Below are 13,329 nucleotides of genomic sequence, written 5' to 3'. Positions count from 1 at the left end.
TGGTCCCGGCAGCGATGTGGCTACACTCCGACGCCTCAATACGCGCAGCCTGCTCCGTGGAATGACCAACGAGCCCGACCGTGAATTCACGGTCACTGAGCTCTCCGACCTCACCCAGCTGTCACGGCCGACGGTGTCGAGCGCCCTCGCCGACCTGGTTGAGGAGGGGTGGGTGACTCCAGCATTCGGAGACGAACCCACTCGCGGAGCGGGCAGGCCGGCGCGCCGTTTTCGGTTCGAACGCACAGCGGGAGTTGGCATCGGCGTCGACGCGGGGCCGCACTCAACGACGGTTCTTGTCGCTGACTTGGCGGGCGATATCGTCGTCAGTCGCCGCACCGAGTTCGATGACCTGAGCGATCCGGTCGTCGCCGTCGACGCCATCGACTCGGCTATTCAGCGGGCTCTCGGTGACCTCTCCTCCGTGCCCCCGGTCTACGGCCTGTCTGTCGCGGTCCCGGGTGTGGTGGACCCCGAGGGCAGGCTCCGGCAGTCGACCGTCGTTCCCGAGTGGGTCGGCGCTGACATCGTCGGCGAATTGTCGCGTCGGTATCCGCGTGCCGCCGTTGCACTCGGTAATGACGTGAAGCTCGCGACCGTTGCCGAACTCCGAGCCGGATCATCCCGATCGAGTCATTTTGTTTATCTGTCGGTCGGGCGGCGCATCTCGGCGGGAATTGTGATGGGTGGTTCGCTGCAGATCGGTGCGACGGGCGCGGCAGGGGAACTCGGCGCCTCGCACGCGATTCGGTGGGCCGGAGCTGTCGAGTCCGCCATCAAGAACGACGAGCGGTCGCTCGGGGCCCTGGCTCGTGACGCCCGAGATGGCGAAGCGACGGCTGTTGCCATCATCGAGGAGATCGCCGGGTCGATCGGGGAGGGGCTCGCGCTCCTTGCCCTGGCGGTCGACCCGGAACTTGTTGTGCTTGCCGGGCCGGCCGCGCAGGCCGGGGACGTTCTCGCGCGGCCGCTGCGTGCGGCGCTCGCTGCCGTGTCGCTCGACCCGCCCGAGCTGGCCTTTGCGGCCGTGGATGTAGAGCCATCCGCCCGCGGTGCCGTCGAGGAGTCGCTTGCCGCATTCCGCCGGACGGGCCCGCTCGCCGAGCCCTCGGTTCCCTCCTGATGTCACATTCGCGGCCGGCGCAGCGGACCTAATCGGTACCGGTGCGCATCTCGCGACCTGTCAAGACCCTCCCGCCTCGAAGTTTCGCAGCGTAGGTTCCCTTGGACATTTACCCGTTCAAAGGAGAATAGTTCGATGCCCAGTCGCAACACAGTTGTTCGCAGCATGCACGATGTCGGCCTCGCCGCGTGGTTTGGAGGCACGCTGATGGGAGCCGTCGCTCTCAACGGCGCCACCGCCAAGGCAAAATCGTCGTCGGAGGGGCTTCACCTCGCCTCGGTCGGCTGGTGGCGGTGGTTCCCGGTTGAACTCGCGGCCATTATCGTCCACGGAATCGGCGGCGTCGGCCTCATCCTGAGCAACAAGGAGAGGCTCAAGAACCAGGAAGAGAGCCGCATCAACACGAAAGTGAAGTTCAGCCTCACGATGGCCGCCGTTGGAACGTCCGTCGTCTCCGGCGTTCTCGGCAAGGTGATCGACAACAACGCCGAGGAAGGCGCCGAGGGAATCACCGAGCCGAAGCCCGATGCGCCCGAAGGGATGAAAACTGCCCAACGGATGCAGAAGGTGCTCCAGTGGGTGACCCCGGCGCTGACCCTCGTGATCATCGTGCTCGGCGCGCAGCAGGGTGAGCAGCAGCGTCCGGTGAAGGGCCTGTTCGAGACGACGGCGCGTATGTTCCGCAAGGGGAACTTCTCCTAGCCGTTTCGAGTGAACGTGCCAGTTGTGGCGGGCGGTCAAGCAGGCCGCGCGCGGCAACTGGCACGTTCGCGTTCGTGGCTGACCGCACGCCACGCCCGGGATACCTCGACGTCGAATCAAGCTGAACAGAAGTGAGGTTAGGCATGCCATACTTAGGCAATGCTTACTACGACGGAAGCCCCGATCGCCGCACCAGCGCCTTTCGCATCGCGTGCCGCGCTGCGCGCCTCGGCGATCCCCGTCGGAACGCGGCCCGCCCGTCCGGTCAAACCTGCTGCACGCCCATTCGCGGTCTCGGTCGCACGCATTGAGCGGTTGACGCCCACCTTCCTGCGCATCACGTTCACCGGCGCTGAGCTCGGCGAGTTCGGCACAGACGGACTCGACCAGCGCGTCAAAGTCATGCTTCCGCTCCCCGGGATCGGCTTCACCCCGCTCGACGAGTCCAACTGGTACGACGCGTGGCGACAGCTCCCAGATGAGCTGCGCAACCCGCTCCGCACCTACACGGTTCGTGCGGTCCGCCCCGAGCTGCGCGAGGTCGACATTGACTTCGTGGCCCACGGTGACACGGGTCCGGCCTCACGCTGGGCGACCTCAGCAACACCCGGAGACGAGCTGATCATCGTCGGCCCGACACTCCGCACCGACGGACTGGTCTCCGGAGTGGAGTGGAAGCCTGGCGACGCAACACACGTGCTGCTCGCCGGCGACGAAACCGCGGCCCCAGCCATCTGCTCGATCGTCTCGTCGATGCCCCGCGATGCGAAAGGCTGCGCCTTCATCGAGGTGCCTACCATCGCCGACGCTCTTCCGATTGACGCCCCAGAAGGTGTTCACGTGACCTGGCTGGCCCGCAACGAGGCGCCGCACGGCTCAGCGCTTGACCCAGCGGTTCGTGCCTGGACAGACAGCTTCGTCACAGACGCCCACCGGGGCGAGCGCCTGGCCGATGTCGACATCGAAAACGGCATCCTCTGGGAAGTGCCAGAACCAACCTGCCACTCCGGCGGTCTCTACGCCTGGCTCGCCGGTGAAGCCGGTGTCATCAAAACTCTGCGCCGTTTCCTCGTCTCTGACACCGGTCTCGACCGCTCCCAGGTCGCCTTCATGGGCTACTGGCGTGTGGGTCGCGCCGAAAGCTAAACCAGCCGCAAACCAGCAAAACCCCCAGGACGACAGTGCCACGTGGCATCCGTCTGCTTAAAAACCCCGCATCTCTTCGAAGGGATTCCCGATGCGCACCACCCGATTCACCCGAGGCGCCACTGTCCTGGCCGCTGCAACCGCGAGCGTGCTCGTGCTCAGCGGCTGCTCCGCAAGCGGAGATGAGAAAGCGGATGCTCCGGCATCCGACAGTTCCGCATTTCCGGTCACCATTGAAAGCGCCCTCGGCGACGCGGTGATTGAAAGCGAACCAAAGAACGTGGTCACCATTGGTTGGGGTTCGGCTGACACGGCCATCGCACTCGGTACGACGCCCGTCGGTGTCGAGGCAGCGACCTGGGGTGGCGACGAGGACCTGTACTTCCCGTGGGTCCGCGAGGCGATCGAGGAAAAGGGCGACGAACTGCCGACCACGTTCAACGTGTACCCGGAGATCGACGTCGAGGCAGTGCTCGAGCTCGCACCCGACCTGATCCTTGCCCCGCAGTCCGGCATCTCTGAAGATGAGTTCGCGACGCTGAGCGAGATCGCCCCCGTCGTGGCATACCCCGACTCCGCCTGGCGCACCACCTGGGATGAGCAGATCGAGATCATCGGCAAGGCGCTCGGCAAGAGCGACGAGGCAGCCGACCTCATCACCGGTATCGAAGACGACATCGCCGAGGCCGCTGCGGAGCACCCCGAGTTCGAAGGCGTGAACTTCGCCTACGTCTACACCGCTGAGCCGGGCGCCCTCGCGCTCTACCAGGCGGGCGACTCGCGCGTTGACCTGATCTCGGGCCTCGGCCTGACGATGGACGAGACGGTCGCAGAGGTTCCGCTCACCGAGGGCAGCTTCAGCTCGACCGTCGGGCTCGAACGCGCCGACCTGCTCAACAACGTCGAGGTGCTCTTCACCTGGTACAACGACGAGGAGAACCAGAAGCTCATCGAGGCGCAGCCGCTGTTCGCGCAGATTCCCGCCTTCCAGAGCGGTGCTTACGTGCCGAGCGTCGACAACCAGCTCGGAATGGCGTCGAGCATGATCACGCCGCTGAGCGTGCCGTGGGCTCTCGACAAGTACATTCCGATGATTTCGGATGCTGTCGCGAAGGTCGCCAAGTAACCTCCAGTTGCTGAGACCATGACCGCGACAGTGACGACGACGAGCGCCGGGATTTCCCCCGGCGCTCGTCGTCGTACACCGAGGCTCGCGATCGGGCTCGTCGTCACAACTGTGGCGCTCGTGCTCATCACGATGCTCAGCCTCGCGGTCGGTAACAAGTACATTCCGCTGCCAGACGTGTGGAACGCGCTGTTCGCCCCCGGCGACAGCTATGCCGATGCCGTCATCGCCAGCCGGATCCCGCGCACGATCCTCGGTCTTCTCGTCGGAGCGGCGCTCGCCGTCGCCGGCGGGGTGATGCAGGGCCTCACCCGCAACCCGCTGGCCGACCCCGGCCTCTTCGGTGTCAACACCGGGGCAGCCGCGGCCATCGTCACCGCAACGGCGCTCGGGATCGCCGGGAGCACAAGCGTCTGGGTCGCCCTGCCAGGGGCGTTCCTGGCCGTGATCGTGGTGTACCTGATCGGCACAGGCCGTGGTCGGGCCACCCCGGTGCGTCTGGTGCTCGCCGGTGTTGTCGTCTGGTCGGTGCTTGCCGCTTACATCCAGGCCGTATCGCTCAGCCTGCCCAGGGTGTTCGACGCGTACCGGTTCTGGGTGATCGGCTCGCTGGCCGGCCGTGACCCCCAGCTCATCCTCGACATCCTCCCGTTTATCGTGATCGGGCTCGTGCTCGCCCTCACCCTGTGCGGTTCGCTCAACGCGCTCGCCCTCGGTGACGACACAGCACGGGCGCTCGGCGCCCACGTTGGCCGCACCCGGATCCTCGGCGCTGTCGCAACCACCCTGCTCTGCGCTGCGGCCACCGCGGCTGTCGGACCGATCTCGTTCGTCGGACTCGCCGTTCCGCACATCGTGCGCAGTGTCACCGGCGCCGACCACCGCTGGCTGCTTCCGTACTGCCTCGTCGCTGGCGCAGCACTGCTGCTCGCCGCTGACATCATCGGTCGCATTCTCGTGAGCCCGGCCGAACTGATGGTCGGCGTGATCACCGCGTTCGTCGGTGGACCGATCCTCCTGCTCGCCGTTCGCCGGATGAGGACAGCCGCATGACCGGCGCCACCCTCACCGGGGAAGTGTCCCTCGCTGCCCCGCGCCGGCACCGACCGGTTCTTCGGGTCGGCAGCTGGCTGAGCCTGCCCGTGCGCCCGCGCTCGCTGGTGCTCGGTAGCATCCTGATCCTGGCGGTCCTGGTCACCGGTCTCCTCACCCTCACCCTCGGCAAACTGGGCATCGCGCTCGGCGACTTAGTGCCGACGCTCCTCGGTGAGGGGGAGGGGCGCGACGAGATCGTGCTCACTGCCTTCCGTGGGCCGCGCCTCGTCGTCGGTATCGCCGCAGGCGCAGCCCTCGCCGTGTCTGGCGCCCTGTTCCAGACCGTCACCCGCAACCCGCTTGGCAGCCCCGACGTGATCGGCCTCACCGCGGGAGCCTCGGCGGGCGCCGCAGCGTTCGGCCTGATGTGGCCGGGCATCCTGCCGCTGCCCGTCGGCGCGCTGGTCGGCGCGTTCGTCGCGATGTCCCTCGTCTTCTTCGGAACGGGCACCGGGTTCTCGTCACCCTCACGCATGCTGCTCATCGGTATCGGCGTGTCCGCCATGTCCCTCGCGTTCGTGCAGTGGGTGCTCGTGCGTGCCGGCCGCGAGCAGGCGACGGTGCTCGCGACCTACCTCAACGGCAGCCTGGCCGCCCGCGACTGGGATCACGCCGCCACCATCTGGATTGCGATCGTCGTGCTCATCCCGTGTGCGTTGCTGCTCAGTCGACGCCTGCAGCTGATCGAGATGGGGGACGAGCAAGCGGATGCTCTTGGCGCACGGTCGCATTCCGCTCGAGCCCTGTCGATTGTGGTCGCCATCGGACTCGCCACAGCCGCGGTGAGTGTCGCAGGACCTATTTCGTTCATCGCCCTGGTCGCGCCGCAGATCGCCCGGCGGATCAGCCGGAGCGCCGGACCCAACATCCTGACCAGCGCGCTCATGGGTGCACTCCTGCTGAGCCTCGCTGACCTGCTCACCCAGCAGTTGCCGCTCCCGGTGACGCTGCCGGTCGGGGTGCTCACCGCGATTCTCGGCGGTATCTACCTCGGCTACCTGTTGATCGCCCAGTGGCGGAAAGGGACGATCTAATGACACGCGTGGAGTCCGGACACGGGATAGTGAAGGAAACTGGAGCAATGAGTCGAGGGAAATCGGGAACGGGAAGCGTGGCATCCGCTGTACCGTCCGAAACTCGGCTCGCCGCTCGCAACCTGCGCCTGGCCTACGACAAACGTGTCGTGGTCGAGGACCTGTCGATCGACCTGCCCGATGGCGGGTTCACCATCATTGTCGGACCGAACGCCTGCGGCAAGTCGACCCTGCTCAAGGCGCTGTCGCGCACCCTGTCACCGCAGTCGGGCGCCGTGCTGCTCGGCGGTAAGCCGATCGACTCGTACCGGAGCAAGGCGGTCGCGCGTGAGCTGGCGATGCTGCCGCAGAGCCCGATCGCGCCTGAGGCGATCACCGTTCGGGACCTGGTCGGGCGTGGGCGGTACCCGCACCAGGGGCTGTTGCAGCAGTGGTCGCACGCCGATGAGGTTGCCGTGGTAGAGGCGCTCGCGGCGACCGGGTGCACGGAGCTGGCTGAGCGGTATGTGTCCGAACTGTCTGGCGGGCAGCGGCAGCGGGTGTGGATCGCCATGGTGCTCGCGCAGCAGGCCGACCTGCTGTTGCTTGACGAGCCAACGACGTTCCTCGACATTGCGCACCAGTTCGAGGTGCTCGAGTTGTGTGCGGAGCTGCATCTTCAGGGGCGCACCCTCGTCGCCGTGCTGCACGACCTCAACCAGGCCGCGCGGTACGCCACGAACCTCGTGGTGATGAAAGCCGGACGCATCGTGGCCGAGGGTGACCCGGGCGAGATCCTCTCGGCGGAGCTGGTCGAAGAGGTGTTCGGGTTGCCGTGTGTCATCATCGCCGACCCGGTCACAGGCACTCCGATGGTCGTGCCGCAGGCGGGGCGGGCGCGGCCGTAGTCCGCGTCGATCGAGTCGGCCCAAAGGGTCGCTGCGTCGAACGAGTCGGCCCAAAGGGTCGTTGCCTCGATCGAGTCGGCCCAAAGGGCTGTTCCGGTTCGATCTGAACAGCCACTTGGGACGTCTCGATCTGGTCGGTCGCCATGTGGGTTGGCTCGAGCGAGTGAATCACCCTGAGCCACACGTGGAGCATGCGTCCGCCGCCCCGACCCCCGTCCAACGATGTCGGGGACAGGACGCACTGTGTCGCTCAAATCGCGGTCGAGCGACATAGTGTGGCAACTCAGCGGGCGGCGGCGTCGCGCATGCTTAACGTCACGGCGAGCGGATGCCACGGGCGTGCGTCAGCAACGCGAGCTCCCGTGAGTCGATGGTGCGGAATGTAAATTGCCGATTACCGCTCAGCCGTTGCTCACATCGTGTCGGTTATGGTGGGCCGGTGACCCAACTAGCGCTGATCCGCCACGGAGAGACCGACTGGAATCGTGAACGTCGGTTGCAGGGACGCGCCGACATCGCCCTCAATGACACCGGGGTTGAGCAGGCCGCTGCGCTCGCCGCGAGTCTCGACCCTGCTGAGTGGTCACTCATTCTGAGCTCACCACTCGGGCGCGCATGGGAGACGGCACGTACGCTGAGTGTTGCCAGTGGCATCCGTCTAGGGGATCCGGCGGAAGGCCTGATCGAGCGCAGTTTTGGGCAGGCCGAGGGCGAGATCGTCACCGATGCGAAAGCGCGGTGGGGTGAGGAGCCGTACCCGGGAAGTGAAACCCCCGACGAGGTTGAGGAGCGGGCGGCGCGATACCTGAACGAGGTGATCGTGCGCGTGCCGGGCAATGTGATCTGTGTGTCGCACGGCGCGTTCATCCGGGCGGCGGTGCGGGCGCTCACCGGCGCCGACATCGGGGGTGTCGGCAATGCCGAGATGGTGCGGCTCGAGTACTCCGACGGAAACTGGGACCTGCTGCCGAACCCCGTGGTCACCGCAGCGAGCTGATCCGGAAGGCACCGCGTTTCCGTGCGCGACCGGTCGTCGGGGTAGTCTGGCTCGGTGAGCGCGTCAGTCGTCGCTCAACCTTGGGGGAGGAAACTGGTGGCTGGCACACCCGATCGCAACGCCCGGCAGCCCGTGTCCACGCCGCCCGGCCCGTCGAGCTCGACACCGAGCCCGCTGATTCCGCCGCTGCCGTCGACGCTCAACACCCGTGAAGCCCGGCGCGCGAACGCTGAACTGACCCCGGTGAAGCCGCTCGCCGTGACCGGACGCAAGGCGCGGTCCGCGAAGGCACCCAAGCCTCCGAAAGCTGCCAGACCCTCGAAAGCGCCGAAGCCTCCGAAAGCTGCCAAACCCTCGAAGGCGCCCAAGCCTCGGAACGCGCCGAAGCCTCCCAAAGCTGCCAAGCCCGCGAAAGCGCCCAAGCCCGCGCCTGAACAGCGCAACAAGAAGCGCCCGGCCAAGCCGACGAGGTCGGTGCGGCGACGCCAGCGCACCCCCGGCCGGTATGACGGCAGCCGCACACTCACGATTGTTGTGGCCAGCCTCGCTGTCATCTCGCTGATCGTTGTCGGCGCCCTGCTTTGGAAAAAGAGCCAGGACCCCACCGTTGAGCAGTCGATGTTTGCGGCCTACCAGTCTCAGCAGAAGGAGCTCGACGGTGTTGCAACCGCCGCTGAGACGGACATCGAGGCGTTCACCGCCCTGCACGAGGAGTCGACGGCACTGAACGCGGCAGCTGCGACAGCGCTCGCCGCCGTTGCCGGGATCTCGGATGAGCCTTCCCGCGCCGCAGCCGAGACTGCCCGCGTCGAGTTCGAATCAAGCATCGCGGCCCAGGTTGTGCCAGCACCCGACCTCGACATCCCGGCCGCCGACCAGAAACTCAGCGAGGAATCGACGGTCGAAGAACTCGCTCGCGGCATCAACGGACTCGACGCCGAGGCGCAACTGCTCGAGAGTGAAGCTGAGATCGCCTCCGACGCGCTCGCCTCTCTTACAACGACGCGCGACACCTTCGCCGCGGCGCTCGCGACATTCGGTGCGACCATTCCGGCGACGGCAACAGCGGTGATCGCCGTTAACCCGGATGCGGCGCCCGCACTGGCCGGCGCCGTCACGTCGGCGGTCACCGGTCTGACCGAAGCCATCGAGGCCGGCCAGCCCGGTGTGACCGAACTGCAGGCATACGCCGTCGCCGCGGCGGCACTGCAGGCTGAGCAGGCTCGACTCGACGCGATCGACACCGTCGAGCCGGACACCGATGCTGAAACTGCGCCGCGCGCGACTCCGCGGACGACGCCGCGAACGCCCCCGAGGTCTACCCAACCGTCGAATCCTCCAGCGACAACCAACCCGGTAACCCCGGCGCCGGACAGCCCGGTGCCGCCCGTCGACCCGGCACCGCCTGTCGACACCGAGCCTGCTGCCTGACGATTCCTCCTGCCGTTATAACTCTGTAACGAAGTCCGGGCGCAACCCACCCGGAACCGGTGCGGCCACCGGATAAGCTCGGCTCGCGCGCGGGGCATTATGCGTGCTGAGATCATGCGCGTGCGCGCAGAGCAGTTTTCCTGGCTTCCCGAGAAAGAGCACCTGACATGAACCGACCCGCCGTGCGTTCTGCAACCGGCCCCGTGGCATCCGCAGTTCTGATGGTTTTTGTTGGAGCGATGCTGGCCGGGTGCAGCAGTGCGCCCGAAGCGGCGGCGAATGGGGCGACAGCGGCTCCGGCTGACGCGAGCGTCGAGCTGACCGAGGCGAGTCTGCTCGAGGAGCTTGCGGCGATCGAGTGCGCGGCGTATGAGTCAGGGGTTTACGACCAGAACAAGATCTGGGGCGAGTATGCGGACGTCGCTGGTCGCTACGAGGAGTCGGGGCTCATCGACGACACCGAGGTCGAGGTGCCGGGTGCTGGCAAGACGATCGAGACGATCTCGCTGCGCACGGTGTTGCGGTCGGAGGACGAGTTGCGCGACTACGCCGAGGTTGGTGAGGGTGCGACAACCCGGCTGGACGAGTTGGGGCAGGCGGAATACGACCTGCAAACGAGCCTGTTTTGCACGGTTTTCTCGAACGGTGGAGACATTCCCGACACTTTCGCCGAGGCAAACGGGCTGACCCGCTGACGGTTACCATCGGGGCCCTACCAAAAACACCTGCTCGCCCACAAGGGCTTTTGATGCATTGCGCATCTGTGCAGACTGTGCAAAGGTGAGCGAAGGCGCTATCGGGGGGTGAGTGCAATGGACCAATCAGGGTACCGAGCATTCTCCGTGTTGCGCCTTCTTCTCGCTTCGCTGGGTCTCGCCGTCGTGTGGGTTCTCGCCAGTTGGATGATGACATCCGAATCGGCCAGAGCCGACGAGAACGACAGCCTGCTCGGCGGTGTTGTCGGCGGTGTCGTTTCTGCCGTTGAAGCGCCGCTTGGAGCGGTGACGCAGTCCGCCGGATCCGCGGTTTCGACCGTCGTGAACACGGTGACCGAGGTCACTCCGCAGCCCGTCGATCGCGTCGTCGCCGTCGTTCCGAAGGTCGTGAACACGGTTGACCAGGTCGTTCAGGCCAAGCCGGTCACCGCCATCGTCACCCCGGTTGCGCAGATCGTCGACCCGATCGTTGCCGCGGTGCCCGTTGTATCGGATGTCGTCGGATCGACTCCGGTGGCCGACGTTGTCACCCCGATCACTGGCGTCGTCGACGACTCGCTCGGCAACGTGGTGGGCACCCCGGGAGCCGCGCTTCCGCTGCCCGACGTGACGGTGCCGGGAGACGTGCTTCCCGGCGCGAGCGACCCAAGCGTTGCTCCCGAACTTTCCGCCGCTGAGGCCGCCGCCGCAGCCATTGAAGCGTCCGCATCCGCGACCGCCGAGGCCGCATCAGGCGCCACCTCAGAAGCAACCTTCAACGCAGCCGACTGGGCAGCCTCGCTTCAGACGGCCGCAACGGCGAGCGGTTCGTCCGCGACAGTCGAGCCCACCGCACCGGCCTCAGCGCCGCAGCTGCCTGTGGGCGATGCACCCCTTCCCGCCGCGCCGAACGCAGCGGGTTCAGCTTCTTCTGGCGGGCCGGCCGGTGCCGGATTCGTCGCAACACTTGCAGGGACCGAGACGGCTGCCCTCCTCTCGGGTTCCCTGCTCTCCCGCGCCGGAAATGACGTTATCCCGTCGTTCCCGGTTCGGGACCTCGGCTCAACTCCTGACTAACGGAGGTTCGGTCTGCGCTCTGCAGACACCGAACCATTCCTTTCCTCGTTCGAGGAAGCATCCGTTATTTCACTTAGGAGTATCAGCTCATGAATCGCAACATTGCGAGGTGCCTCTACGGCGTCCTCTTCGCCGGAGGACTCACTGTTCTCGGCGCCACAGCGGCCACAGCGGCCGAATCAACCGGTGATGACAGCATTCTGTCCGGCACCGTCGTCGACGCTCTTGTGTCGGTCCCGGTCACGCTCAATGGAACGTCGGTCAGCCTGCTCGGCGACGCCGCCTCAACCGGAGCGACCACTCCGGCTCCTGCGGCTCCGGCGGCTCCGGCCGCTCCCGCTCCGACAACGTCGGGCAACGACAGCGTGCTCGGTGGCACCAACGCCGCGCCGCTCATCTCGATTCCGGTGAACCTCGGCGGTAACGCCGTCTCGGTCGTCGGCGACACCACGACATCAAATTCGACAACGGATGCTCCGGCGCCGGCTCCCGTCGCAGCTCCGGCTGCATCGGAGACATCGGGTAACGACAGCGTGGGTGGCGGAACGAACGTCGCCCCGGTGGTCACCGTACCGGTCACCGTTGCCGGCAACTCGATCAGCCTGCTCGGCGACTCGACCTCGGCGGGTTCAACCGCCGGCGGCACCGCAGCCCCCGCAGCTGGCAACACCGGGTCGGCGACCTCCGGCGACGATGGCATCCTCGGTGGAAGCCTCGTGGCCCCGTCGGTGACCCTGCCCGTCACGGTCGGCGGAAACGCGATCAGCCTGCTGGGCGACTCGACAACGAACGGATCGCAGGCTAACGCCGGAACCGCTTCGTCGGCTCCCTCTGCCGGAACAACGGGCTCGGGCACGTCGGGTAACGACGGGATCCTCGGTGGCACCCTGGTGTCGCCCGGCGCTGCTCTTCCGGTCACCGTTGGTGGCAACGCGATCAGCGTGATCGGCAACTCGGGCTCGAGCGGTTCGGCTACTGACGTTGCCGGTGCAACTCCTGCTGCTCCTGCGGCGGGTGCTGGTACCTCGGGTAACGACGGCGTTCTCGGTGGCACTCTGGTGTCGCCTGACGCTGCTCTTCCGGTCACCGTTGGTGGCAACGCGATCAGCGTGATCGGCAACTCGGCCTCGAACGGTTCGGCTACCGACGTTGCCGGTGCAACTCCGGCTGCTCCTGCGGCGGGTGCTGGTACCTCGGGTGACGGCGGCGTCCTCGGTGGCACCCTGGTGTCGCCTGACGCTGCTCTTCCGGTCACCGTTGGTGGCAACGGCATCAGCGTGATCGGCAACTCGTCCTCGAACGGTTCGGCTACTGACGTTGCCGGTGCCGCTCCTGCTGCTCCTGCGGCGGGTGCTGGTACCTCGGGTGACGGCGGCGTCCTCGGTGGCACCCTGGTGTCGCCTGGTGTGAGCCTCCCTGTCACGGTTGGCGGCAACGGCATCAGCCTGATCGGCGACTCGTCCTCCGACGGCGCTGCAACCGACGTCTCCGGTGCAACTCCTGCCGCACCCGGTGCGGACGCTGGCACCTCGGGCGACGACGGGATTCTCGGTGGAACGATCATCGCTCCGGTGATCGACCTGCCCATCACGATCGGCGGCAACGCCATCAGCGTGATCGGTGACACGGAAACAACCGGCCCGGTCACCAACCCCACGACGCCGACCACACCGGTCGACCCGACGGACCCGACGACACCGGTCGACCCGACGGACCCGACCACGCCGGTCGACCCGACGGACCCGACCACTCCGGTGAACCCGACCACCCCGGTCGACGAGACCGACCCGGCAGTGCCGGCCGACTCGGCAACAACCGGTGAGTTCGCTGCAACCGCCTCCGCAACGATGAGCACCGACGGTGTAACGGCATCCGCTGCCACCTCGACGGTTCTCGCCACCTCGGGAGCGAACGACGTCGGCGTGTTCATCGCCCTCTCCGCACTCCTCCTGCTCATCGGCGCTGCGGTGCTGATGATCGCTCGGAAGCGCGCCGCTCGCAAGTAAAACGCTGCGC

The 13,329-nt window shown here is 66.7% G+C and carries 12 protein-coding genes; all 12 read left to right on the top strand.

The genetic code is table 11. The features are described from left to right. Window positions 1–61 precede the first annotated feature (61 nt). Window positions 62–1,123, top strand: a complete 1,062-nt coding sequence (locus tag D9V28_RS12175) for an ROK family transcriptional regulator (protein ID WP_147440986.1) — start codon at window positions 62–64, stop codon at window positions 1,121–1,123. Between the two features lie 135 nt (window positions 1,124–1,258). Further along, on the top strand, window positions 1,259–1,825 hold the full coding sequence (locus D9V28_RS12170; protein WP_121660000.1) for a hypothetical protein: 567 nt from the start codon (window positions 1,259–1,261) through the stop codon (window positions 1,823–1,825). Window positions 1,826–1,984: 159 nt separating this feature from the next. After that, window positions 1,985–2,971 (top strand): siderophore-interacting protein, encoded by a 987-nt coding sequence (locus tag D9V28_RS12165; protein ID WP_121659999.1) that lies wholly within the window; start codon window positions 1,985–1,987, stop codon window positions 2,969–2,971. A 91-nt stretch (window positions 2,972–3,062) separates the two neighbouring features. Beyond that, window positions 3,063–4,097, top strand: a complete 1,035-nt coding sequence (locus D9V28_RS12160; RefSeq protein ID WP_121659998.1) for an iron-siderophore ABC transporter substrate-binding protein — start codon at window positions 3,063–3,065, stop codon at window positions 4,095–4,097. 18 nt (window positions 4,098–4,115) lie between these two features. Beyond that, window positions 4,116–5,150 (top strand): FecCD family ABC transporter permease, encoded by a 1,035-nt coding sequence (locus D9V28_RS12155; RefSeq protein ID WP_121659997.1) that lies wholly within the window; start codon window positions 4,116–4,118, stop codon window positions 5,148–5,150. Further along, window positions 5,147–6,226, top strand: coding sequence for a FecCD family ABC transporter permease (locus tag D9V28_RS12150; protein ID WP_121659996.1), 1,080 nt, complete (start codon window positions 5,147–5,149; stop codon window positions 6,224–6,226). The genes D9V28_RS12155 and D9V28_RS12150 overlap by 4 nt, the downstream gene beginning before the upstream one ends. A 47-nt stretch (window positions 6,227–6,273) precedes the next feature. Beyond that, a complete protein-coding gene (locus D9V28_RS12145) occupies window positions 6,274–7,113 on the top strand; it encodes an ABC transporter ATP-binding protein (RefSeq protein WP_121659995.1) in 840 nt (279 codons plus the stop codon). Between the two features lie 439 nt (window positions 7,114–7,552). Further along, window positions 7,553–8,110: a histidine phosphatase family protein gene (locus D9V28_RS12140; protein WP_183086523.1), complete on the top strand. Its 558-nt coding sequence runs from the start codon at window positions 7,553–7,555 to the stop codon at window positions 8,108–8,110. A gap of 54 nt (window positions 8,111–8,164) precedes the next feature. After that, window positions 8,165–9,541, top strand: a complete 1,377-nt coding sequence (locus D9V28_RS12135) for a hypothetical protein (RefSeq protein ID WP_147440985.1) — start codon at window positions 8,165–8,167, stop codon at window positions 9,539–9,541. Between the two features lie 167 nt (window positions 9,542–9,708). Continuing rightward, entirely contained in the window at window positions 9,709–10,236 is a 528-nt protein-coding gene (locus D9V28_RS12130; protein WP_121659992.1) for a hypothetical protein, read from the top strand. Window positions 10,237–10,353: 117 nt separating this feature from the next. Next, a complete protein-coding gene (locus tag D9V28_RS12125; protein ID WP_121659991.1) occupies window positions 10,354–11,313 on the top strand; it encodes a hypothetical protein in 960 nt (319 codons plus the stop codon). A gap of 89 nt (window positions 11,314–11,402) precedes the next feature. Continuing rightward, window positions 11,403–13,319, top strand: a complete 1,917-nt coding sequence (locus D9V28_RS12120; protein WP_121659990.1) for a beta strand repeat-containing protein — start codon at window positions 11,403–11,405, stop codon at window positions 13,317–13,319. The last annotated feature ends 10 nt before the right edge of the window (window positions 13,320–13,329 follow it).

The sequence above is a fragment of the Mycetocola zhadangensis genome (assembly GCF_003668565.1).
Classification (GTDB): Bacteria; Actinomycetota; Actinomycetes; order Actinomycetales; family Microbacteriaceae; genus Mycetocola_A; species Mycetocola_A zhadangensis.
Note: the sequence above shows the minus strand (reverse complement) of the source record. Positions and strands in the feature narration are given on the sequence as shown.

Excerpts from the sequence above, each read along its gene's own strand:
- D9V28_RS12175 (WP_147440986.1), top strand. The coding sequence starts at position 62 with ATGACCAACGAGCCCGACCGTGAATTCACGGTCACTGAGCTCTCCGAC.
- D9V28_RS12170 (WP_121660000.1), top strand. The coding sequence starts at position 1,259 with ATGCCCAGTCGCAACACAGTTGTTCGCAGCATGCACGATGTCGGCCTC.
- D9V28_RS12165 (WP_121659999.1), top strand. The coding sequence starts at position 1,985 with ATGCTTACTACGACGGAAGCCCCGATCGCCGCACCAGCGCCTTTCGCA.
- D9V28_RS12160 (WP_121659998.1), top strand. The coding sequence starts at position 3,063 with ATGCGCACCACCCGATTCACCCGAGGCGCCACTGTCCTGGCCGCTGCA.
- D9V28_RS12155 (WP_121659997.1), top strand. The coding sequence starts at position 4,116 with ATGACCGCGACAGTGACGACGACGAGCGCCGGGATTTCCCCCGGCGCT.
- D9V28_RS12150 (WP_121659996.1), top strand. The coding sequence starts at position 5,147 with ATGACCGGCGCCACCCTCACCGGGGAAGTGTCCCTCGCTGCCCCGCGC.
- D9V28_RS12145 (WP_121659995.1), top strand. The coding sequence starts at position 6,274 with ATGAGTCGAGGGAAATCGGGAACGGGAAGCGTGGCATCCGCTGTACCG.
- D9V28_RS12130 (WP_121659992.1), top strand. The coding sequence starts at position 9,709 with ATGAACCGACCCGCCGTGCGTTCTGCAACCGGCCCCGTGGCATCCGCA.
- D9V28_RS12125 (WP_121659991.1), top strand. The coding sequence starts at position 10,354 with ATGGACCAATCAGGGTACCGAGCATTCTCCGTGTTGCGCCTTCTTCTC.
- D9V28_RS12120 (WP_121659990.1), top strand. The coding sequence starts at position 11,403 with ATGAATCGCAACATTGCGAGGTGCCTCTACGGCGTCCTCTTCGCCGGA.